This window comes from Buchnera aphidicola (Aphis nerii) (genome assembly GCF_005083105.1).
Taxonomy (GTDB): domain Bacteria; phylum Pseudomonadota; class Gammaproteobacteria; order Enterobacterales; family Enterobacteriaceae; genus Buchnera; species Buchnera aphidicola_AS.
The window spans coordinates 296,206-317,192 of sequence record NZ_CP034885.1; the positions used below are offsets into that span (position 1 = coordinate 296,206).

A 20,987-nucleotide genomic window follows, 5' to 3' on the forward strand; every position below is an offset into this window, starting at 1 on the left:
AAAAGTAATAATTACTTTAAATTAAAATATTTTTATTATTACTTTTTGAAAGTGTTGGGTTTTAATTTAAAAATTGTTAATATTAATTTTTAAATAATACTCATAGGCAATAATTCACGAGGTTTTCCCAGTTTATCAATTGCTACATAAATAAATATTGCCTCTGTAGCACAATAATATTGTCCTAATGGTTTAGAATAAATTTTTTTAATCCAAACTTCTACATTAATAGTAATAGAACTTTTTCCAATTTTAATACAATTTGCGTAACAACTAACAATATCCCCAACAGATACAGGTTTTAAAAAAGTTATACCATCTACTCTTACAGTTACTACTTTTCCACCTGCTATTTCTTTAGCTAATATAGCTCCTCCCATATCCATTTGTGACATAATCCATCCTCCAAATATATCACCATTAGCATTAGTATCTGAAGGCATTGCAAGAGTTTTTAATACTATTGTTCCTTGTGGTAATAACTTGTTTTTTTTTAACATTATTTAAATATTCACTCTATTATTACACTGAATAAAAAATTATTTCTTTTTTAACATTTTACAATTTATATAAATACTAGTAGTTAAAATAGAAAAAAACATTAAAATAGTAAGTCCAAAAACTTTAAAATCCACCCAAGTTTCTTCAGAAAAATACAATGCTATATAAATATTTAAAATACTACAAAATAAAAAAAATAATGCCCAAAAAAAATTAATTTTTTTCCAATACATATTAGAAAGTTCTATGTTTTTTTCTAAAAATATTTGTATTATTGGTTTTTTTTTAATAAATTGACTTGTTAATAGTACGATACAGAAAAACATATAAATTATTGTTATTTTCCATTTTATAAATTGACTATCATGAAAAAATATAGTTAATGAACCAAAAATAGTAATAAAAATAAAACTAATCAAGTTAATTTGATCTATTTTTTTGTAGATAATCCAATGTAATATACAAGTCAAACCAGATATAATAATTAAGAATTTAGATGCAATAAAAATATCATATGTTTTATAGCATATAAAAAATATTATTATTGGTAACAAATTTAATAATTTTTGCATATTGAAACCTAAAAAATTTTTTTATTTTAAGTACGTGAAAATAACATATAAAATCTAAATAAATATATTATTAAAATAGAAAAAAATACGTTTATACTAACATTTAATATTAAAAATATAAAATTTGTGTTGATGATAGGTATATTAAATAATACTTTTGTTAAAATAAATTTCATACACATCCAAAATAGTACTCCTGTACCTATAATGTTTATATGTTTCCAAGAAATAGAAATACTTAATTTGATAGAATCTATTAAAGTGTTTTTTTTAAAAGATAAAATGATAGGTGATAAAGCTAACAGGATTGATAAAAATATACCTGGAAAAATAAAAAATATAAAACCTATCTGAATGATAATATTGGTAATACAATTTAAAAAAAACAAACTTGGTAAAAGTTTAGTAAAAAAAATTATTGAAAATGAAATTGGTTGTTTTTTATTATCAGATAAACATGTAATTAAAGTGATTATACTTCCTAATAAAAAAGTTTTGCTAGTTAAAAACTCAATTATTTTAAATATTGAATATTTTAATAATGCTTTTTTTTCATATTCACTCATGTTATTTACAAAATCAAAAACTGAATGAGAATTAATAAATTTATTATTTTCTATTATAGAAATAATATGCATATCTGGTTTGATCAACATATTTATTAAAATACTTATTAAAGTAGCTACAATAGATATAAAAAAAATAGTTTTTATTTCTTTAGATACAAAATGATATGTATCATTACATAATTCTCGTATTGTAATAAACATATGTATATCCCCTATAATTATTTGTGTAACATTTTAAGATAATACATATTATTTTAAATTAATATATTTTTTAAATATTAAAAAATAAAGTTTATAAAAATTAGTTTAAATCAATTTTGTAGATTCTATTAACTTAGAGCTGAAATTTTTTATTTTTTCTATCATTTTTTGTTCTTCATTTAAATTTTTTTCAATTATATTTATAATTGCTGAACCACATATTACACCATTAATACCTGATGAAATTGATTTTTTAATTTGTGTAGTATTTTTAATTCCAAAACCTTGCAATAATGGAAGATTATTATATTTTTTTATTTTTTTTATAAATTTATTTTTCAATAAATTTTTTTTTTGATTGATTCCAGTTACACCAGGACGAGATAACAAATATATATAACCTTTGGCATATAAAGCAAGTTGGGATAAAAATTTATTATTTGCATCAGGTGGACATATAAAAATAGAGTCTATATTAAATTTATTAGCATATTTATAAAAAATATTATATTCTTCAATAGGTACATCAGCTATGAGTACTGAATCTAAATCACATTTTGAGCACTTTTTATAAAAATTTTCTATACCATAATTATATATAAGATTAGCATACAATAATACACCTATGGGTATGTTTAAATGTTTTTTACGCAACATTGCAATAACTTCAAAACATTTTAAAATACCATAATTTTTAGACAATGCACGTAAATTTGATTTTTGAATAATAGGACCATCTGCCAATGGATCTGAAAATGGAAATCCTAATTCTAATGCATCTACTCCAGTTTGAATTAATACTTCAATAATTTTTATTGAAATTTCTAAAGAAGGATCGCCTATTACTACAAATGGAACAAAACATCCTTCTTTAAGCAAAGTTTTTTTTTTAAACATTTTATAGTAACGACTCATGATTTTTTCCTATTATTTAAAATTTCATTTACTGTAAAGATATCTTTATCCCCTCGACCAGAAAGATTAACAACCAAAATTTGTTCTTTATCCGGATTTAGTCTCATTATTTTTATTGCATAAGCTATTGCATGGGAAGATTCTAGAGCTGGTATAATACCTTCCCTCTTAGATAGCATTTGAAATGCTTCTAATGCCTCACTATCAGTTATTGATACATATTGAGCACGTTTAATACTATTTAACCAGGCATGTTCAGGACCTACAGAGGGAAAATCTAAACCAGCCGAAATAGACCAAGATTTTTGAATTTGACCTTCTTTGTTTTGCATTAAATAAGATTTCATACCAAAATAAATGCCTGTGCTACCATTATTTAATGGTGCACCATGTTTACCTGTATTTATGCCCTGACCAGCAGGTTCTACACCAATTAAATTGACTTTTTCATCTATAAAATCAGAAAATATACCAATAGCATTTGATCCCCCACCTACACATGCAATAATGGAATCTGGCATTTTTTTTTCTTTTTCAAAAATTTGTTTCTTTGTTTCTTCACCAATTATTTTTTGAAATTCTTTAACAATTCTAGGATAAGGATGTGGTCCAGCAGCTGTTCCTATCATATAATGAGAATTTTTATAAGTATTAGACCAATCTCGTAATGCTTCATTACATGCATCTTTTAAAGTACCTGATCCGTTTTTAACAGATATAACTTTAGCTCCCATCAACTTCATACGAAATACATTTGGTTTTTGCCGTTTAATATCTTTACAACCCATATAAATTCTACATTTTAAATTTAATAATGCACATGCAATTGCAGTTGCTACACCATGCTGACCTGCACCAGTTTCTGCGATAATTTCTTTTTTTTGCATCTGTATTGCTAACATAGCTTGACCTAGTACTTGATTTGTTTTATGAGCCCCACCGTGTAATAAATCTTCTCTTTTTAAATAAATTTTTGTTTTTGTACCATTAGTTAAATTATTACACAAAGTTAATGGTGTAGGTCTTCCTGCATAATTTTTTAAAAGATCTAAAAATTTTCTCTGAAAATTTAAATTTTTTTTTGCAGAAACAAAATTTTTTTCTAATTCGTATAAAGCTGGCATTAATATTTGAGGAACATACATACCTCCAAATTCGCCAAAATAAGGATCAAGCAAAGTCATTTAAAATTATTCCTTGGTTTAATTAAAAAAAATATTCAAAGTTTTAATTTTTGAAAAATTAGTTTTATTTTATTATGATCTTTAATACCAGGTGATACTTCTACTCCAGAATTTAAATCTAATCCAGCACAATTAAATTTTAATGCTAAAGTACAATTTTTAATATTAATACCTCCTGCTAGTATTACATCATGTAATACTTGATTTTTCAAAATTGACCAATTAAATATTGTATTGCTTCCTCCTGAACTAGAATCAAAGATATATTTATTTACGTAATTTAAATTAAGTAAAGGAACTGTGGATTGAATAGAATATGCTTTCCAAATTTTAACACTTTTGGGTAATTTTTTATTTAGAAAATCAATATATTTTTGATTTTCATTGCCATGTAATTGTATAGCATATAAAGACAATTCATTACATATATCTATAATAGTATTTATATCTTGATTTTGAAATATCCCTATATATCTTAAATTACTATTTAAAATAATATTTTTTGCAATTTTTTTCGTAATTTTTCGAAGTGAGTTTTCTGCGAAAATTAAACCACCATAAATTGAACCATACTTTTCGCTTATTTGAGCATCAATAGTTCGAGTTAATCCGCATACTTTATTATGACCAAAAATCAAAGATTTTGTGCTAATTTCTAAATTTTTTTTTGACATTAAAGTTGAACCAATTAAAAAACCATTAACTATTTTACTTAATTCTCTTATTTGAGAATGTTTTTTTATACCTGATTCACTTATTATTATTTTATTTTTTATTAATGGAGCTAAAATTTTAGTACGATTTAAATCAATTGATAAATCATGTAAATTACGATTATTAATTCCAATAACTGAAGCATTTAATTCAATAGCACGATTTAGTTCTTCAATGTTATTTATTTCTGTTAAAATTCCCATGTTTAATTTTTTTGCTATACCAGATAATACAATATATTGCTGATTACTTAAAACAGATAACATAAGTAAAATAGCATCTGCATTATAGTATCGTGCTAAATATATTTGATATGGATCAATAAAAAAATCTTTACATAAAATTGGCTGATTAACATTGTTTTTTACAATATTTATAAATTTTAAGTTTCCATGAAAATATTTTTCGTCTGTTAACACTGAAATTGCCGAAGCATATTTTTTATATACATTAGAAATTTCAATTAAATTAAAATTTTCTTTAATAATTCCTAAAGAAGGAGAAGATTTTTTGCATTCTAATATAAAACTAGGATTTTTATTTTTTAAAACACTATAAAAATTACGAGTATTTATATTAATTTTATTTTTAATATTTTTAAAAGGTTCTTTTTTTTTTCTATCTTTAATCCATTCTAATTTATTTATTATAATTTTATTAAGTATTGTTTCTTGCATATTTATTTTTCTTCTTTTAACATATTAGAAATGTTAATTATATGTTTATAAATTTCACCACTACGAATTTTATTTAATACCATTTTTGTATTTTTTTTTAAATCTGTATATCCAAAAATTTTTAATAAGATTGCAACATTTGCTGCAATTAATTCTTCATGTAATTGGTCTCCTTTTCCTTGCATGACTTTTTTAATAATATCATAGCTTTCTTCTGTAGAACTGACTGTACATATTTTTTTAGAATGTTCTTTTAAACCAAAATCTTTTGCTTCTAATTGATATGAATAAATTTTTTTATTTAATAATTCTGAAACATATGTGATACCATTTAATGTAATTTCATCAGTTCCATCACTATGAAGTATGATACCGTGTTGATATTTTAACTTTTTCAAAATTTTAATCATAGGATGTATTAAATCTTGTTTATACACGCCTATAACTGTATGAAAGGGACGAGCAGGATTTAAAAATGGTCCTAATAAATTAAAAATAGTTTTAATTTTTAAAACTTTTCGAATATTAGAAACATATTGAAAACCATCATGATATTTAGGTGCAAATAAAAAACAAATATTTAATTTATCTAACGTTCTTAATAAATTTTTTAAGGATGGATTTAAATTAATTTTAAATTTTTTTAAAAGATCAGATGAACCTGACGTACTTGAAACACCTTTATTACAATGTTTAATAATTTTACATCCGCAGTAAGATGCAACAAGAGCGCTAGCAGTTGAAATATTAATTGTATTTTTATTATCTCCGCCTGTTCCAACTATATCAGAAAAAAGATAATTAGGTCTAGGAAACAACTTCATTGTTTCTAAAAAAGCATAAATTGAACCTAATATTTCTTCAATTGATTCTTGGCGCATGTGCATAGCTGTCAAAATAGATGATAATTTTATTTCATCTATTTCGCCAGAAATAACAGATTTAAATAATTTATAACTTTCTTCTTGACCTAATGTTTTTAATTTATATATTTTTTTAAATACATTTTGCATTGATAACCTTTAAAAATTTTAATTAAAATTAGTATTTTTTGTGATTTTCACAATAATCGATTAAGTTAAATAATTCAATTTAAATTTTAAAAAACTTTATTTATAATATTTATCTTTCAAATATTTTTTATTCATAATGATATATCGTTTAATATGTCATACTATGATAATTTTATTATTGGAAATTTAAAATGAATAAAATAATAATATTATTATTTTCCTTAGTCTCAATTACTTGGGGGACTACTTGGATGGCTATGAAAATTGCTGTAGAAACAATTCCTCCACTATTTGCTACTGGAATACGATTTTTAATTGCATCTCCTTTACTTATTCTTTTATCTTATATTATAAAAGCACCGCTTTTGTTTCCACATGGTCAAAGAAATTTTCAAATTTTTATTTCTTTTTTTTATTTTTCAATACCCTTTACACTAATGTTATATGGAGGTAAATATGTAAGTTCTTCTATTGCATCAGTTATTTTTTCAAATATGCCAGTTGTTGTATTAATACTTTCTGCTTTTTTTTTAAAAAAAAAATAAATTTTTTTAAAAAAATAGGGATATTTATAGCTTTAATTACATTGTTTTTTATTTTATTTATCGATTTAAAATCATCATGTTTTTCTCAATGGAAAGGAATTTTAGCTTTAATTTTAGCATTAGTTAGTCATGCGTTAATTTACATACAGTGTAAAAAAAAATGTACTAATATATCCGTAATTACATTTAATGCATTGCCATCTTTAATATCTGGAATACTTTTATCTACTATTTCTTGGTTTTTAGAAAATCCTAATTTTAATACATTTTCTAATAAATCAATTTTAGCTATTTTTTATCTTGGATATTTTTCTGGTATTCTTGGTATTTTATCTTATTTTTATTTACAACAAAAAGTTAGTTCTTTTTATGCTTCTACTGTTTTTTTAGTTTTTCCTTTAATCTCATATACTTTAGAAGTTTATTTTTATAAAAAAACATTTTTTTTATATGAATTATGGTTTATTTTACCACTTTTTGTAGGGATATTATTAACATTACTTCCAATGGATTTTTTTAAAAATATTAAAAGGCGTTTTCAATGACAGAAAAAATACAAAAAATTCTTTCTAATTTAGGATATGGTTCACGTCGTTTAATAGAATTCAATATTAAAAAAGGAAATATATTAGTAAATGGTAAAAAAGCAAACATCGGACAATATTTAGATAAAAATAATCCTGGAGAAATTTTTATTAATAAACAAAAAGTAGTTTTTAAAAAAAACAAAAAGTTAAAAGTTATTATTTATAATAAACCTATAGGTGAAATTTGTACTAGAAATGATACACAAAAACGTTCAACAGTATTTGATAAATTACCTGTTTTAAATTTGAGTAGATGGATTAGTATTGGACGATTAGATATTAACACCAAAGGATTATTATTATTTACAAATAATGGAGAATTAGCAAATGAACTTATGCATCCAAAGAATCAAATTGAACGTGAATATTACATACGTGTTTTTGGAACAATAAACAAAAATACGATAGATACTTTAAAAAATGGAATTAAAATTAAAAATGGATATGTTTCATTTAAAAGTATTCAACTTATTTCAAAAAATAAAAGTAAAAATAATTGGTTTAAAGGAATTTTATGTGAAGGTAAAAATCGAGAAGTTAGATTGATGTTTCATGCAATTAAGTGTCAAGTAAATAAATTAATTAGAGTACGATACGGTAACGTTTTTTTGCCAAAAAATTTAAAAGAAGGCGAATGGAAAAAATTAAATTATACATCATTAAATAATTTATGTAATTTAATTAAGTAATATATTTAAATTATTTAATAAAATAAACATTTGTTATTTAAAATAAAATAATATTTATCTTCTTTATTTATGTTTTATATGTTATTTAAAATTAAAAAACCAATTACACTAAAATAACAATATTTCATTCATATATTTATTGGATTAGAACAATGTTTAAATCTTTATTTATAGTTGAATCATCAGTCAAAATAAAAACTATAAATCAATACTTAAATAATAAATATATAGTAAAATATAGTATTAATAACGTACGAGATTTAATAAGTAATTAATCTAAAAAAATAAAAAAAATTAATTGAAAGAATAGGTGTTGATCCATATGAAAATTGGAAAATTGAATATGATATTTTAACTAGTAAAGAAAAAATAATTAATAAATTAAAAAAATTGCCAATCAGGTTGATCGTATATATCTTGCTATCAATTTAGATTGTAAAGGTAAAGCAATAAGCTTGGTATTTGCAAGAAGTAATTAGAGAAAATACTTCTAAGTTTATTCGAGTGGTTTTTAGTGAAATCAATCAACATTCGATTGATAAATCATTTCAAAATACTGGAAAAATTAACATGCATTGAGTTTATGTTCAATAAGATCGTAGATGTATGGATCGAATTATAGGATATATGGATTTCACTTTTATTTTATTGTGAAAAAAAATTTGCAAAGGTTTGTTTGCAGGTAGAGTACAATCAGTAGCTGTTAGAATTATAGTAGAAAGATAAGATGAAATAAAAATTTTATATAAAAAATAGTACCCCCCATTTATTACATCTAACTCACAACAATCATCTAGTATGAATTTAGGTTTTAGTGCAAAAAAACAATGTTTTTAGCACAAAAATTATATGAAGAAAAATATATAACTTATATAAGAACTGATTCTTTTTTATTAAGTCAATATGCAATTAAAAAAGTAAGAAATTATGTAAAAAAATGCTAGTAATACTGATTTTTTACCTAAAATATCTAATACATATATAAATAAAAAATATTTTCAAGAAACAAATTAAGCAATACATCCAACAAATATAAATAGTATTAATATTATGCCAGATAAAATACGTATTAATGCTATTAAATTATATAAATTAATTTGGAATTAATTTATAGATTCTTAAATGAAGTCAGAAAAATACAAATCTATTTTAATAAAAGGATTAGTAGATAAATTTACGTTAAAAACGTCTGAAAATTTGATAATATTTCCAGGTTGTACAAATTTAGTAAATAAATCTAGTTTAATTAAATCTAAATTTTCAAATTTTGAAAATCTTAAAATAGGTGATGCTTTATTTTTAAATGAATTTTTTACACATCAACTCTTAACTAAACTATATTCTAGATTTAATGAAACATCATTAGTTCTAGAAATATAGAAAAAAGGAATCGGAAAACTTCTACTTATTCAAGTATAACAACAAAAAGTAAAGAAAAAGGATATTTAAAAGTTAAAAAAAATAAATTTTATGTTACAAAAATAGGTAAAGTTTTGATTAACCAATTAAAAAAATATTTTACTAATTTAGTTGATTATAATTTTAACTCTCATATAAAAAAAATCTTAATCAAAATTTCTGATAATAAAATTTCTTGGAAAAATGTTTTAGATGTTTTTTTAAAAATTTTGTTAAACAATTTGAACAAGCAAAAAACTTCTAGAAAAAGGCGGAATGATAAATAATATTACTATATTAACAGATCTTAATTGTTCTGTATGTAATAAAAAGATGGGAATTAAAAAAGCAATGCCAGGTGTTTTTTAAATTTGTTCAGGATACAATTTAAAACCTAAAAAACGTTGTAAAAATACTATAAATTTAATTCCTTTAAATGAAATTAATTCAATTAAAACAAATGATATCGAAATAAAAAAACAAGAAAAAAATGTAAAAATGTAATACTATAATAGATGATTATTTGATTAATGCAAATTTAAAAATTTATATTTGTAACAATAGTTCTATATGTACAATTTATTATATTAAAAATGGAAAATTTCAAACTTCTATTTGTTTATCTAAAACATTATTTTGTGATAAATATAAAAATAACATATTATTAAAATTTGGGAAATTTGGTGTATTTTTATGTGTATTAACAATGCATGAAAAAATATAAGAAAAACTTTAGCTAACAGTGATATATCGCAACCTAAATTTAAACCTATTCCATTTTCAGAAATATTATACACTAAATCTAATATATGGTTTGTTTTAAGAGAAGGAATATCTGGTATTTTTTTGCTGCTCATACTTTTCGAAAATTAAAAGAAAATAGATCTCTATTCGTAAAAAAATTAGCTAAATTTAAATATTTATTATTTAAAGAATTACATTATTTAGCTGATGCTCCAAAAATAGATAAAAATGGTAATAAAACTATAATTTGTTTTGATAAATCAAATAATAAACAATATATTTCTTCTAAAAAAGAAGGTAAATTTACAGGTTTGTTAGCTTTTTCATTAAAAATAAATGGCATTTTTGTAATAAATGACAATTATAATATTTATATAAATTATACTGTTAATTTAAAATGTTCACCTATTTTTTCGGTAATTAATTTGATAAATTTAGGGCTACTAGTTAAACGTAAAGTAAAATTAATACTTGTTTCTTTTAAATGACTTATTAAACATCCAGATTCTCGTGCTTGCAATTGTCCTGCAATAAAATTAGTAGAATTTAATAAATTACAATCAATAATTAAACAATCTATTTTTCCGGAAGATACATATGCTAAATCTAGTAAAGTTGAACCAGTATATCTAAATGAAATTCCAGATAAAACAAAGTTTTTATATATTTCAAAATAAGATTGAGACTGTATTTGTTCGAAAATTAAATTAGTTGATATAATAGTGTCATTTAAAGTACTTATATTAGTACAACGTGTGCGATATCCATTTAATTGTGAACCTTGTCCTCTAACTGAGGTAAATAAATCATTTTTTATAGGGTCATATATTACAGATATTTCTATATTTTTTTTGATTATTACTGCTATTGATATACAGAAATGCGGAAAATTTTTAATAAAATTTTTTTTTCCGTCTAATTCATTGACAATCCATAAAATTTTTTTATCATTTTCTATATAATCTGTGTTTTTTTTAATAATAGTATGACTTGGATAATATTTATAAATAATCTCACTAATGGCTTGATATGTCTTATACATTACTTGTTTAATAAAATATTGTTTTTTTTCAATATTTTCTTTAATAAACTTTTGAGCATCATAATTCTGTATAATAATATTTCCTCCTTTTCGAATTGCACGAATTGCAATATTTAACATCGGATGCATGAAATTCTCCTAATTAAAAATAATTTATATATGTTATATATCAAAAATAATAATATCATAATTTAAATATATTTAATATTTTAAATCTTTTAAATTAATTTGTGTTATAACAATTAATTATTAATTAAATTTATTTAATATAGTTTTTTATTTTTTTAATTAACATAAGATAATTATTTAAATTAAGGTGTGTTGCATGAATACAAATATTAATTTAAGTATTTTAAACTCTAAAATTAATTTATTAAATTTAAGTCCTAAAAAAATGCAATTATTTTTAACATCTATGGGGGCAAAAAATTTTACTTCTGAACAAATTATGAAATGGATTTATAACTATCATTGTTATGATTTCAATAAAATGTTAAATATTAGTAAAATTATTCGACAAAAGCTAAATCAAAATTCTTATATAAATATATCAAATTTTTCAGAAGAAAAGATATCTTCTGACGGCACAATAAAATGGATTACATCTTTAAAAAATCAAAAAGTAGAAACAGTTTATATACCAGAAGAAAAACGATCTACACTTTGTATTTCATCTCAAATTGGTTGTTCTTTAAAATGTGATTTTTGTGCAACGGGAAAACAAGGTTTTAATAGAAATTTAACTGTTTCTGAAATTGTTTCACAAATTTTACAAGCTAAAAAAAAATTAAAAAACAAAAAAATAACTAATATAGTTTTTATGGGAATGGGTGAACCATTACTAAATTTAAATAATGTTGTTACAGTATTAGAAATTATTTTAAATAAGAATGGATTCGGGTTATCTAAACGTCGTATTACTTTATCCACTGCAGGAATTATACCAGCAATAGATAAATTAAGCCAAAAAATTGATGTTAATTTAGCAGTTTCTTTACATGCTTCAAACAATTCTATTAGAGATCTTATTATGCCAATTAATAAAAAATATAATATTGAATCTCTTTTAAATTCAGTATCTAGATATTTAAAAAATTCTAGTGCAAATCATAATGGAGTAACTATAGAATATGTCATGCTTAAAAATATTAATGATTCAATAGAAAATGCATATGAATTGGCTGATATTTTAAAAAAAATACCTAGTAAAATCAATTTAATTCCTTGGAATTCTTTTAAAAATTCAAATTTTATATCTAGCACTACAAATAGAATTAATACTTTTGCAAATATTTTAAGAAATAAAGGATTTAATACAACAATTCGTAAAAATAGAGGAAAAGATATTAATGCTGCTTGTGGTCAATTAACTGGTAACGTAATTAATTATAGTAAAAATAATTTATAATTATTAAAACAATATTATATATTACGTTTAATTTGGTTTTATATTAAATGTAGTTTAAAATTAAATATTTCTATAATATTAATAATATATAAAAAAATGAATAAATATAAAATTATTACAAGACGTAAATCTGATCGCATTTATGTAGGAAATGTGCCTATTGGAAATAATGCGCCGATTTCTGTACAATCTATGACCAATACAAAAACAATAGATATTATAAATACAATTAATCAAATTAATCAATTAAAAAAAGTAGGAGTAGATATTATAAGAATTTCTGTCCCAACACAAGAAGCAGCAGAAGCATTTAAAATAATTAAAAAAAAAACAGATATCCCATTAATAGCAGACATACATTTTGATTATAGACTTGCTATTAAATCTATAGAATATGGCGCAGATTGTTTAAGAATTAATCCTGGTAATATTAGTAAAAAAAGAAAAATTAATGAAATAGTTAATTGTGCTAAATATAATAATATTCCTATTAGAATAGGTATAAACTCTGGTTCTTTGGAAGATGATATATTAAAAAAATACAAATCTCCTATTCCAGAAGCTTTAGTAGAATCGGCAATAAGAAATGTAGAATATCTAGATAGTTTAAATTTTAATCAATTTAAAGTCAGTGTAAAAGCATCTGATGTTTTTTCTGCAATTAAAGCAAATAAGATGTTATCAAAAAAAATTACACAACCAATACATATTGGAATAACAGAATCTGGAAGTTTTCGAAATGGAACAGTTAAGTCATCTATTGGAATCGCTTTATTATTATTAGATGGTATTGGAGATACTTTAAGAATATCTTTAGCTGCCGATCCTGTCCAAGAAGTAAAAGTAGGTTATGATATTTTAAAAGTTTTAGGAATTAGATTTCGAGGTATTAATTTTATTGCATGTCCTACTTGTGCAAGACAAGAGTTTGATGTAATTAAAGTAGTCGAGGAGTTAGAAAAGAAACTAGAAGACATAGAAGTTTCTATGGATGTTTCTATTATTGGATGTGTTGTAAATGGTATAGGAGAAGCTCAAATGTCTACTTTAGGAGTAACAGGAGGATATAAAACTAGTGGATTTTATAAAGATGGAATACGTCAGAAAAATAAACTAAACAATGAAAATATAGTTCAAGAACTAGAAATGTATATTCGAAAAAAATCAGATGAATTAAAAAACAAAAATTATAAATAATAGTTACACTTAGTTTTTAATATTTTATAAATATATTTACAGATAAGAGATTATAGTGAATAAAAAAATTAATTCTATTAGAGGCATGCATGATTATTTTTGTGAAGATTTAGAGATTTGGAATAAATTAGAAAAAATTTTTAAAAAAATTTTAAATAGTTATTCTTATGAGGAAATTAAACTTCCTATATTAGAAAAAACAGAAATTTTTCAAAGAGTAATTGGAAATGTTACCGATATTATAGAAAAAGAAATGTATTCCTTTCTTGATAAGAGAAAAAATAGTTTAACTTTAAGACCTGAAGGAACTGTAGGTTGTGTTCGAGCTATCATACAAAACAATTTATTAACTAAAAAAAACTTAAAATTTTGGTATTTAGGTCCTATGTTTAGATATGAAAGACCTCAAAAAGGAAGATATCGTCAATTTTATCAATTAGGTGCAGAAGTATTTGGAATAAGTACAATATATATTGATTTAGAAATTATTTTATTAACAAATCGTTTATGGAAAATGCTTGGTATTAATTTAGATGTTTATTTAGAAATAAATTCAATTGGTTCACAATCAGATAGAATGAAATATCAAAATAAATTACTATCGTTTCTTAAAAAAAATGAATCTTTTTTAGATGAAGAATCTAAAAATCGTTTATATACTCATCCGTTACGGATTTTAGATTCTAAAAATTTATACATTCAAAATATATTAAAAAAAGCTCCATTATTAATTGATTATATTAATAAAAATTCATTAAATCAATTTAATAACTTATGTTATTTAATTAATTTATGTGGTATTAAATATAAACACAATCCTAATTTAATACGAGGATTAGATTATTATAATGATACTGTATTTGAATGGAAAACTGACAAATTAGGATCTCAAAATACTATTTGTGCTGGAGGTAGATATAATTCTTTAGTTGAAGAATTAGGAGGTCCAAAAACATCAGCAATAGGATTTGCTATAGGAGTAGAACGTTTAATTTTATTAATAAAATATTTAAATATTTTTTCTGTTAAATCAGAAAAAATTAATATTTATATTATTTTTATAGGAGAAGAAAATAAAATTCATGCTATTAATTTATCAGAAGACATAAGAAATATATATCCTGAACTAAAAATATTTGTAAATTTTTCAAATTTTAACCTTTCAAAAAAAATAAAACATGCTGTTGAGTCACTCTCTCGTATAGCGATTTTAATAGGTACAAAGGAAATTAAAAAAAAATGTTATTTACTAAAAGAATTACAAACAGAAAAAGAATTTTATCTTTTAAAAGATGAATTAATAAAAAAAATTAATAATATTTTTAGAAAATAGTTTTTTTTACAAGATAAAAAATTATTTTTAACTTTTAAGTTAGGAAAAAAATGTTTAATAAACATATAGATTTTAAAAAATATGATCCAGAATTATGGATAGCTATTAATCAAGAAAATAAAAGACAAGAAAACCATATAGAATTAATTGCATCTGAAAATTATGCTAGTAATTATGTAATGTCAGCACAGGGTTCGCAATTAACTAATAAATATGCAGAAGGTTATCCAGGAAAACGATATTACGGTGGATGTAAATATGTAGACATTGTAGAACAATTAGCAATTAATCGCGTAAAAAAATTATTCAATGCAGATTATGCAAACGTTCAACCTCATTCAGGATCTCAAGCAAATTTTGCTGTTTATACGGCTCTTTTAAAACCAGGAGATGTAATTTTAGGGCTCAATTTATCTCATGGGGGTCATTTAACACATGGTTCTTCTGTTAATTTTTCAGGGAAGTTATATAAAGCAATCATGTATGGAATTACTGAAGATGGAGAAATTAATTATACAGAGATACATCAATTAGCAAAAAAATATAAACCTAAAATAATAATTGGTGGTTTTTCGGCATATTCTGGCATTTGTGATTGGTCTAAAATGCGTGATATTGCTGATGAAGTTAACGCTTACTTGGTTGTTGATATTTCACACGTTGCTGGTTTAATTGCTACACAACTTTATCCTAACCCTATAGATTATGCACATGTTGTAACTAGTACAACACATAAAACATTAGCAGGCCCTCGGGGAGGGGTTATTTTAGCTAAACATGGAGATAATGGATTTTATAATCGATTAGATTTATCTGTATTTCCAGGTGGACAGGGTGGGCCACTTATGCATGTAATTGCTGCAAAAGCAATTGCTTTTAAAGAAGCTTTAGAACCAAGTTTTAAAATATATCAGAAACAAATTTTAAAAAATGCGAAAATAATGGTAGAGATATTTTTAAAAGAAAGATATGAAATTGTTTCAGGAAAAACATGTAATCATTTATTTTTAGTAAATTTAACAAATAAAAAAATTACAGGTAAAGATGCTGATATTGCTTTAGGAAAAGCTAATATTACTGTTAATAAAAACACAATTCCTAATGATTTTAGAAGTCCTTTTATTACTTCAGGTATACGTATTGGAACACCTGCTGTTACAAGAAGAGGTTTTAAAGAACTAGAAGTTTCACAAGTTACATCGTGGATTATAAGTATTTTAAATGATATTAATAATACAAAAAATATTTTTAAAATAAAAAACAAAGTTTTAGATCTTTGTTCTAAATACCCTGTTTATATTTAAATTTTATAAATATGTCCATCTTTGTTAAATATAATATTAATTTTGCTAAAAATATATTTTATTCAGGTAATAAAATATTTATGTTATTCACATTTATTTCATTTGTATTTTTAAAATAAGGAACTATTCCTAATAACGGCGACTTAATATAACTTAACAAAGTTTGGATATAATATGAATTATATTTATTTTTTGGAAAAATATTATTAGCAATCCATCCACCACATTTTAAATTATCGGAAAGGATAGATTTTTCAGTCAAAATAGCATGATTAATGCATCCTAATTTTATTGCTACAACTAAAATAACTGTTAATTTTTCTTTTTTAACCCAATCGGAAAAAGTATATTTATCAGATATAGGCGTATACCATCCACCTGCACCTTCAATTAAAATCCAATTAGATTTTTGGGCAATGTTTTTTAAACCAAAAGATAAATCCTTTTTTTTTATTTTTTTATTTTTTATAAGACTTAATATATTAGGTGGTGCATTTTCAAAAAATGAAATTGGATTAATTTCATTATAACTTAGCTTAACAGAACTATTTTTTTTTAAAATAACAACATCTTCATTAATAAATTGATATGTATTTTTAATGGTATAGGAATTTTTATTTTTATATTTTTTAATTCCAGACGATATTGGTTTATAACCTGCTGTTTTATAACCAAAGTTACTTGCTTTTTTTAATAAAATACCACTTATCGTGGTTTTTCCTATATTTGTATCAGTTCCAGTAATAAAAAATTTTTTTATCATATTTTGTTTATGTTATTTAAAAATTATATATTTTAAATAAAATTATTTTTAAAATATATTGAATTTATAGGTTTGAAATAGTAACTCAAACCAGTTTATTCTTTGTATTTAATTACATAATTAATACAAGAATATAATGGTCGGTTACTCAATTAATAATTATTTTATTATTTGAAAATATTTTTTATATTTTTTATTCCTATAATGCAGCATTATAGTATTTTGTTTTTGTCAATTGTGAAGAAGAAAAATTAAATTCATTTTCTTTTTTAACGTTGTTTTTTTTATAATCTGGTAGTAAATTTAATTTTTTAAAAAGTTTTAGATCACTTTCTTCTTTTGGATTTTTTGAAGTCAATAGTTTACATCCATAAAAAATGGAATTTGCTCCAACCATAAAACACATTGCTTGTGTTTGATCATTCATTTCATTTCGACCTGCTGATAATCTAATATAAGATTTTGGAAGCATAATACGAGTAACTGCTATAACTCTAATAAAATCGAATGGTTCTACATCTATATTCTTTTCCATTGGTGTACCTGGTATTTTAACTAACATATTTATAGGAACACTTTCAGGTTGTATAGGAAGATTAGATAATTCCATTAGCAATTCCATCCGATCTTGTTTTTTTTCTCCAAGTCCAATAATTCCTCCAGAGCAAACCTTCATTCCAGCATCACGTACTATTTTTAAAGTTTTTAAACGTTCTTCGTATGTTCTCGTGGTAATAATATTTTTATAAAATTTACGTGATGTATCTAAATTATGATTATAAAAATCTAAACCTGCATTTGACAATTTTTTTGCTTGAATATTATTAATTGTACCTAAAGTCATACAGGTTTCCATGCCCATTTTTTTTACTTCTTTAATAATTTTTTCCAAATATGGAATATCTTTTTCATTAGGATTTTTCCAAGCGGCGCCCATACAAAAACGAGTAGAACCTGAAGCTTTAGCATGCTCTGCAGATTTTAAAATTTGTTTTAATTCTAATAATGGTTCTTTTTTTAATCCTGTTTTATATCTTGCACTTTGAGGACAATATTTACAATCTTCAGGACATGCACCAGTTTTAATAGATAATAATGTACTAATTTGTATTTTATTTGGATTAAAATGTTCACGATGTTTTTTTTGAGCCTCGAAAACAAGATCAAAAAAAGGTTTTTCAAACAATAATTTTGTATCTTTTAGAGTCCATTTTTGTTTCATATTATCTCCAAAAAAATATGGTTTTATTTAATTAAACGCTTATAATAAGATATTCAATGTTTTTAGATATAAATTATAATGAGTCAATCTGATATATTATTCGATAATAAACATATTTGGCATCCATATTCTTCAATTTTAAAACCACTTCCTTGTTATTCTGTTATATCAGCTAAAGGAGTATATTTAAAATTAAAAAACGGGAAAAATATAATAGATGGAATGTCCTCATGGTGGTCTACTATACATGGATATAACCATCCTATATTAAATAAATCTTTAAAAAAACAAATCAAAAAAATATCTCATGTTATGTTTGGTGGAATAACACATCCTGCAGCTATTTCACTTTGTAGAAATTTAATTAAATTAACTCCAGAAAAATTAGATTGTATTTTCCTTTCAGATTCTGGATCTATAGCTATTGAAGTAGCAATAAAAATGTTAATACAATATTGGGAATCTTTAGGACAAAATAGAACAAAAATATTAACTATTCGAAATTCATATCATGGTGACACTTTTGGTGCTATGTCTATTTCTGATCCTGATAATTCTATACATAAAATATACAATCAATTTTTACCAAAAAATTTATTTGCTAATTCCCCTAATTCTAAGTTTAATGAAGAATGGAACTCTAATGATATTACATCGTTTCATAAAATAATAGAAAAAAATACATTAAATATAGCTGGTGTAATATTAGAACCTATAGTGCAAGGTGTAGGAGGAATGAAATTTTATCATCCTATGTTTTTGAAAAAAGTTGAAGAATTATGTAAAAATTATTCAATACCATTGGTTTTTGATGAAATTGCTACAGGATTCGGTCGAACTGGAAAATTTTTTGCCTTTCAACATGCTAATGTTATTCCTGATATATTATGTTTAGGTAAAGCTATGACTGGTGGTACAATAACATTAGCTGCCACTTTAACTTCAAGAAATATCGCTAATACTATTAGCAAAAGTAATATTCGTTGTTTTATGCATGGACCAACGTATATGGGGAATCCATTAGCTTGTTCTGTAGCTAACGCTAATATAAAAATTTTAAAAAAAAATGAATGGAAAAAACAAGTTATTAATATTGAAAAAGAGCTTGATAAAAACCTATTGCCTTTAGTTGATCATTCTAGAGTTATTGATGTCCGAGTTTTAGGTGCGATAGGCGTCGTAGAATGTAAACAACAAGTAAATTTGGAACTAATACAAAAATTTTTTGTAAAAAATGGAGTTTGGATAAGACCTTTTAAAAATTTAATTTATATTGTACCACCTTATATTATTAGTACAAAGAATTTAAAAAAACTTACTGATGTTATTAAAAAATCTTTAGATGAGAATACTTTATTCAAAAGTTTTTAAATTTTATAGGCAAGTATCCATAGTGGCTCTTCTCCTGATGTGAAATATGTATTTAATTTATTTAAATCTCCGTTTTTTTGATTAATACTATATACAGTAAATCTATTAGATGTTTGACTAGCAACTATGACATATTTATTATAAACGTCAATACAAAATGTTCTAGGTTGTTTTTCTGTAGAATATTTTTTAAAAAAAGAAATTTTACCATCATTTTCATTTACATGAAAAAGTGAAATACTATTTAATACTCTATCAGAAACATATAAAAATTTGCCATTTGATGTTAAATGAATATCAGCAGACCAATATTTATTAGAAATTATATTTTTTTCTACTATTGATATATTTTGTATGTTTTGTATTTTTGGTATATTTTTTTGTATAGATATTTTCCAAACATCTATAGTACCATTTAATTCATTTATAGTATAAATAAAATCCCCATTGGGATAAAATGTAATATGACGAGGTCCCGATTTTAATTTAGTTTGAATAAATTTTTGTTCTGTATTTTTTAATACACCATGTTCTGTTAATTGATATAAATAAATATAATCTTCTTTTAAAGCAGTGACAAATAATATGTTATATTTAATATTTAATAATGCTGCGTGACAACCTTTAATATTATGAATAATTTGAATTGGATCTTTAAGAAAACCATCATTATTTAATGGTATAACACTTAAAGAATTATGATGATATGAACTACAAAATAAAAATTTTTTATTAAAATCAAATGAAATATAATTAGGACTTCCTGGTATCTCAATTTCGTTTTTTTTTTCTAAATTACCATTATTTTTTATATTGTAAACAAGTATACGGTTTTTAGGACGTACACCAACATATAATAAATTTTTAGATTTAATAAAATTCATTGGTTGTACGTGTCCATCAGTATTAACTTTTTGAATTAATTCCATTTTTCCATCAACATAGAATTTCCATACATCTATATTTTGACTTTTTGAATTAGCAATATATACGATTTGTTTCATAATCATTTATTCCTCTCAACTAATTCTTGAAATA

The 20,987-nt window shown here is 22.9% G+C and carries 23 protein-coding genes and 1 pseudogene; 13 read left to right on the forward strand and 11 right to left on the reverse strand.

All coding sequences use genetic code 11. The features are described from left to right. Window positions 1-89 precede the first annotated feature (89 nt). The 7 genes from yciA to trpD form a co-directional block, all read right to left on the reverse strand. Window positions 90-500, reverse strand: a complete 411-nt coding sequence (gene yciA / locus D9V64_RS01390) for an acyl-CoA thioester hydrolase YciA (protein WP_158366581.1) — start codon at window positions 498-500, stop codon at window positions 90-92. Between the two features lie 39 nt (window positions 501-539). Continuing rightward, window positions 540-1,073 carry a septation protein A gene (locus D9V64_RS01395; RefSeq protein ID WP_158366583.1) on the reverse strand — a complete coding sequence of 178 codons (534 nt, stop codon included), beginning with the start codon at window positions 1,071-1,073 and terminating at the stop codon, window positions 540-542. A 26-nt stretch (window positions 1,074-1,099) separates the two neighbouring features. Beyond that, window positions 1,100-1,843, reverse strand: a complete 744-nt coding sequence (locus D9V64_RS01400) for a YciC family protein (protein ID WP_158366585.1) — start codon at window positions 1,841-1,843, stop codon at window positions 1,100-1,102. 105 nt (window positions 1,844-1,948) lie between these two features. After that, a complete protein-coding gene (gene trpA, locus D9V64_RS01405; RefSeq protein WP_158366587.1) occupies window positions 1,949-2,758 on the reverse strand; it encodes a tryptophan synthase subunit alpha in 810 nt (269 codons plus the stop codon). Further along, on the reverse strand, window positions 2,755-3,942 hold the full coding sequence (gene trpB / locus D9V64_RS01410) for a tryptophan synthase subunit beta (RefSeq protein WP_158366600.1): 1,188 nt from the start codon (window positions 3,940-3,942) through the stop codon (window positions 2,755-2,757). The genes trpA and trpB overlap by 4 nt, the downstream gene beginning before the upstream one ends. Window positions 3,943-3,977: 35 nt before the next feature. Then, window positions 3,978-5,333: a bifunctional indole-3-glycerol-phosphate synthase TrpC/phosphoribosylanthranilate isomerase TrpF gene (trpCF, locus tag D9V64_RS01415; RefSeq protein WP_158366602.1), complete on the reverse strand. Its 1,356-nt coding sequence runs from the start codon at window positions 5,331-5,333 to the stop codon at window positions 3,978-3,980. Between the two features lie 2 nt (window positions 5,334-5,335). Continuing rightward, the gene (trpD, locus tag D9V64_RS01420; RefSeq protein ID WP_158366605.1) at window positions 5,336-6,346 is read right to left on the reverse strand and encodes an anthranilate phosphoribosyltransferase; all 1,011 of its coding nucleotides are present in this window, start codon (window positions 6,344-6,346) and stop codon (window positions 5,336-5,338) included. Between the two features lie 191 nt (window positions 6,347-6,537). Between trpD and D9V64_RS01425 the strand changes: the two are divergent. The 8 genes and pseudogenes from D9V64_RS01425 (at window position 6,538) to D9V64_RS03230 (ending at window position 10,797) form a co-directional block, all read left to right on the forward strand. After that, window positions 6,538-7,436 (forward strand): annotated as a pseudogene (locus D9V64_RS01425) (DMT family transporter). Further along, entirely contained in the window at window positions 7,433-8,167 is a 735-nt protein-coding gene (locus tag D9V64_RS01430; protein ID WP_158366607.1) for a pseudouridine synthase, read from the forward strand. Before D9V64_RS01425 ends, D9V64_RS01430 begins: the two are co-directional and overlap by 4 nt. Window positions 8,168-8,319: 152 nt before the next feature. After that, window positions 8,320-8,442, forward strand: coding sequence for a hypothetical protein (locus tag D9V64_RS03205; RefSeq protein WP_261979798.1), 123 nt, complete (start codon window positions 8,320-8,322; stop codon window positions 8,440-8,442). Between the two features lie 552 nt (window positions 8,443-8,994). Then, entirely contained in the window at window positions 8,995-9,111 is a 117-nt protein-coding gene (locus D9V64_RS03210; RefSeq protein WP_261979799.1) for a DNA topoisomerase, read from the forward strand. A gap of 178 nt (window positions 9,112-9,289) precedes the next feature. Further along, window positions 9,290-9,547: a hypothetical protein gene (locus D9V64_RS03215; protein ID WP_261979800.1), complete on the forward strand. Its 258-nt coding sequence runs from the start codon at window positions 9,290-9,292 to the stop codon at window positions 9,545-9,547. Next, window positions 9,544-9,852 (forward strand): DNA topoisomerase, encoded by a 309-nt coding sequence (locus tag D9V64_RS03220; RefSeq protein ID WP_410051770.1) that lies wholly within the window; start codon window positions 9,544-9,546, stop codon window positions 9,850-9,852. Before D9V64_RS03215 ends, D9V64_RS03220 begins: the two co-directional genes overlap by 4 nt. Before the next feature lie 236 nt (window positions 9,853-10,088). Beyond that, window positions 10,089-10,289, forward strand: a complete 201-nt coding sequence (locus D9V64_RS03225; protein ID WP_261979801.1) for a hypothetical protein — start codon at window positions 10,089-10,091, stop codon at window positions 10,287-10,289. Window positions 10,290-10,374: 85 nt separating this feature from the next. Then, window positions 10,375-10,797, forward strand: coding sequence for a hypothetical protein (locus D9V64_RS03230; protein ID WP_261979802.1), 423 nt, complete (start codon window positions 10,375-10,377; stop codon window positions 10,795-10,797). On the opposite strand, the gene D9V64_RS01440 is transcribed toward D9V64_RS03230, so the two are convergent. Beyond that, complete coding sequence (locus tag D9V64_RS01440) at window positions 10,689-11,480, reverse strand: inositol monophosphatase family protein (protein ID WP_158366609.1); 792 nt, start codon at window positions 11,478-11,480, stop codon at window positions 10,689-10,691. The two genes, D9V64_RS03230 and D9V64_RS01440, sit on opposite strands and share 109 nt — an antisense overlap. A 196-nt stretch (window positions 11,481-11,676) precedes the next feature. On the opposite strand from D9V64_RS01440, the gene rlmN reads away from it, so the two are divergent. From rlmN to glyA, 4 genes are all read left to right on the forward strand, one after another. Beyond that, on the forward strand, window positions 11,677-12,759 hold the full coding sequence (gene rlmN / locus D9V64_RS01445; RefSeq protein ID WP_158366610.1) for a 23S rRNA (adenine(2503)-C(2))-methyltransferase RlmN: 1,083 nt from the start codon (window positions 11,677-11,679) through the stop codon (window positions 12,757-12,759). A 96-nt stretch (window positions 12,760-12,855) separates the two neighbouring features. Further along, the gene (gene ispG / locus D9V64_RS01450) at window positions 12,856-13,956 is read left to right on the forward strand and encodes a flavodoxin-dependent (E)-4-hydroxy-3-methylbut-2-enyl-diphosphate synthase (protein WP_158366611.1); all 1,101 of its coding nucleotides are present in this window, start codon (window positions 12,856-12,858) and stop codon (window positions 13,954-13,956) included. Between the two features lie 55 nt (window positions 13,957-14,011). Then, a complete protein-coding gene (gene hisS / locus D9V64_RS01455) occupies window positions 14,012-15,289 on the forward strand; it encodes a histidine--tRNA ligase (RefSeq protein WP_158366612.1) in 1,278 nt (425 codons plus the stop codon). 50 nt (window positions 15,290-15,339) lie between these two features. After that, window positions 15,340-16,593: a serine hydroxymethyltransferase gene (gene glyA / locus D9V64_RS01460; protein ID WP_158366613.1), complete on the forward strand. Its 1,254-nt coding sequence runs from the start codon at window positions 15,340-15,342 to the stop codon at window positions 16,591-16,593. Window positions 16,594-16,651: 58 nt separating this feature from the next. Here the strand turns inward: glyA and bioD are convergent, their stop codons facing one another. Together bioD and bioB are read right to left on the reverse strand one after the other, a co-directional pair. Next, a complete protein-coding gene (bioD, locus tag D9V64_RS01465) occupies window positions 16,652-17,356 on the reverse strand; it encodes a dethiobiotin synthase (protein WP_158366614.1) in 705 nt (234 codons plus the stop codon). A gap of 199 nt (window positions 17,357-17,555) precedes the next feature. Continuing rightward, a complete protein-coding gene (gene bioB, locus D9V64_RS01470) occupies window positions 17,556-18,578 on the reverse strand; it encodes a biotin synthase BioB (protein WP_158366616.1) in 1,023 nt (340 codons plus the stop codon). Window positions 18,579-18,656: 78 nt separating this feature from the next. Here bioB and bioA point away from each other — a divergent pair, with 78 nt between their 5' ends. Further along, complete coding sequence (gene bioA / locus D9V64_RS01475; protein WP_158366618.1) at window positions 18,657-19,949, forward strand: adenosylmethionine--8-amino-7-oxononanoate transaminase; 1,293 nt, start codon at window positions 18,657-18,659, stop codon at window positions 19,947-19,949. Here the strand turns inward: bioA and pgl are convergent. After that, a complete protein-coding gene (gene pgl / locus D9V64_RS01480) occupies window positions 19,946-20,953 on the reverse strand; it encodes a 6-phosphogluconolactonase (protein WP_158366620.1) in 1,008 nt (335 codons plus the stop codon). The genes bioA and pgl overlap by 4 nt on opposite strands. Window positions 20,954-20,987 lie beyond the last annotated feature (34 nt).

Excerpts from the sequence above, each read along its gene's own strand:
- glyA (WP_158366613.1), top strand. The coding sequence starts at position 15,340 with ATGTTTAATAAACATATAGATTTTAAAAAATATGATCCAGAATTATGG.
- trpA (WP_158366587.1), bottom strand. The coding sequence starts at position 2,758 with ATGAGTCGTTACTATAAAATGTTTAAAAAAAAAACTTTGCTTAAAGAA.
- yciA (WP_158366581.1), bottom strand. The coding sequence starts at position 500 with ATGTTAAAAAAAAACAAGTTATTACCACAAGGAACAATAGTATTAAAA.
- D9V64_RS01395 (WP_158366583.1), bottom strand. The coding sequence starts at position 1,073 with ATGCAAAAATTATTAAATTTGTTACCAATAATAATATTTTTTATATGC.
- pgl (WP_158366620.1), bottom strand. The coding sequence starts at position 20,953 with ATGAAACAAATCGTATATATTGCTAATTCAAAAAGTCAAAATATAGAT.
- bioA (WP_158366618.1), top strand. The coding sequence starts at position 18,657 with ATGAGTCAATCTGATATATTATTCGATAATAAACATATTTGGCATCCA.
- D9V64_RS01430 (WP_158366607.1), top strand. The coding sequence starts at position 7,433 with ATGACAGAAAAAATACAAAAAATTCTTTCTAATTTAGGATATGGTTCA.
- D9V64_RS03215 (WP_261979800.1), top strand. The coding sequence starts at position 9,290 with ATGAAGTCAGAAAAATACAAATCTATTTTAATAAAAGGATTAGTAGAT.
- D9V64_RS03230 (WP_261979802.1), top strand. The coding sequence starts at position 10,375 with ATGGTTTGTTTTAAGAGAAGGAATATCTGGTATTTTTTTGCTGCTCAT.
- trpCF (WP_158366602.1), bottom strand. The coding sequence starts at position 5,333 with ATGCAAGAAACAATACTTAATAAAATTATAATAAATAAATTAGAATGG.
- D9V64_RS03210 (WP_261979799.1), top strand. The coding sequence starts at position 8,995 with ATGTTTTTAGCACAAAAATTATATGAAGAAAAATATATAACTTATATA.
- D9V64_RS01400 (WP_158366585.1), bottom strand. The coding sequence starts at position 1,843 with ATGTTTATTACAATACGAGAATTATGTAATGATACATATCATTTTGTA.
- bioD (WP_158366614.1), bottom strand. The coding sequence starts at position 17,356 with ATGATAAAAAAATTTTTTATTACTGGAACTGATACAAATATAGGAAAA.
- trpB (WP_158366600.1), bottom strand. The coding sequence starts at position 3,942 with ATGACTTTGCTTGATCCTTATTTTGGCGAATTTGGAGGTATGTATGTT.
- ispG (WP_158366611.1), top strand. The coding sequence starts at position 12,856 with ATGAATAAATATAAAATTATTACAAGACGTAAATCTGATCGCATTTAT.
- rlmN (WP_158366610.1), top strand. The coding sequence starts at position 11,677 with ATGAATACAAATATTAATTTAAGTATTTTAAACTCTAAAATTAATTTA.
- D9V64_RS01440 (WP_158366609.1), bottom strand. The coding sequence starts at position 11,480 with ATGCATCCGATGTTAAATATTGCAATTCGTGCAATTCGAAAAGGAGGA.
- trpD (WP_158366605.1), bottom strand. The coding sequence starts at position 6,346 with ATGCAAAATGTATTTAAAAAAATATATAAATTAAAAACATTAGGTCAA.
- D9V64_RS03205 (WP_261979798.1), top strand. The coding sequence starts at position 8,320 with ATGTTTAAATCTTTATTTATAGTTGAATCATCAGTCAAAATAAAAACT.
- bioB (WP_158366616.1), bottom strand. The coding sequence starts at position 18,578 with ATGAAACAAAAATGGACTCTAAAAGATACAAAATTATTGTTTGAAAAA.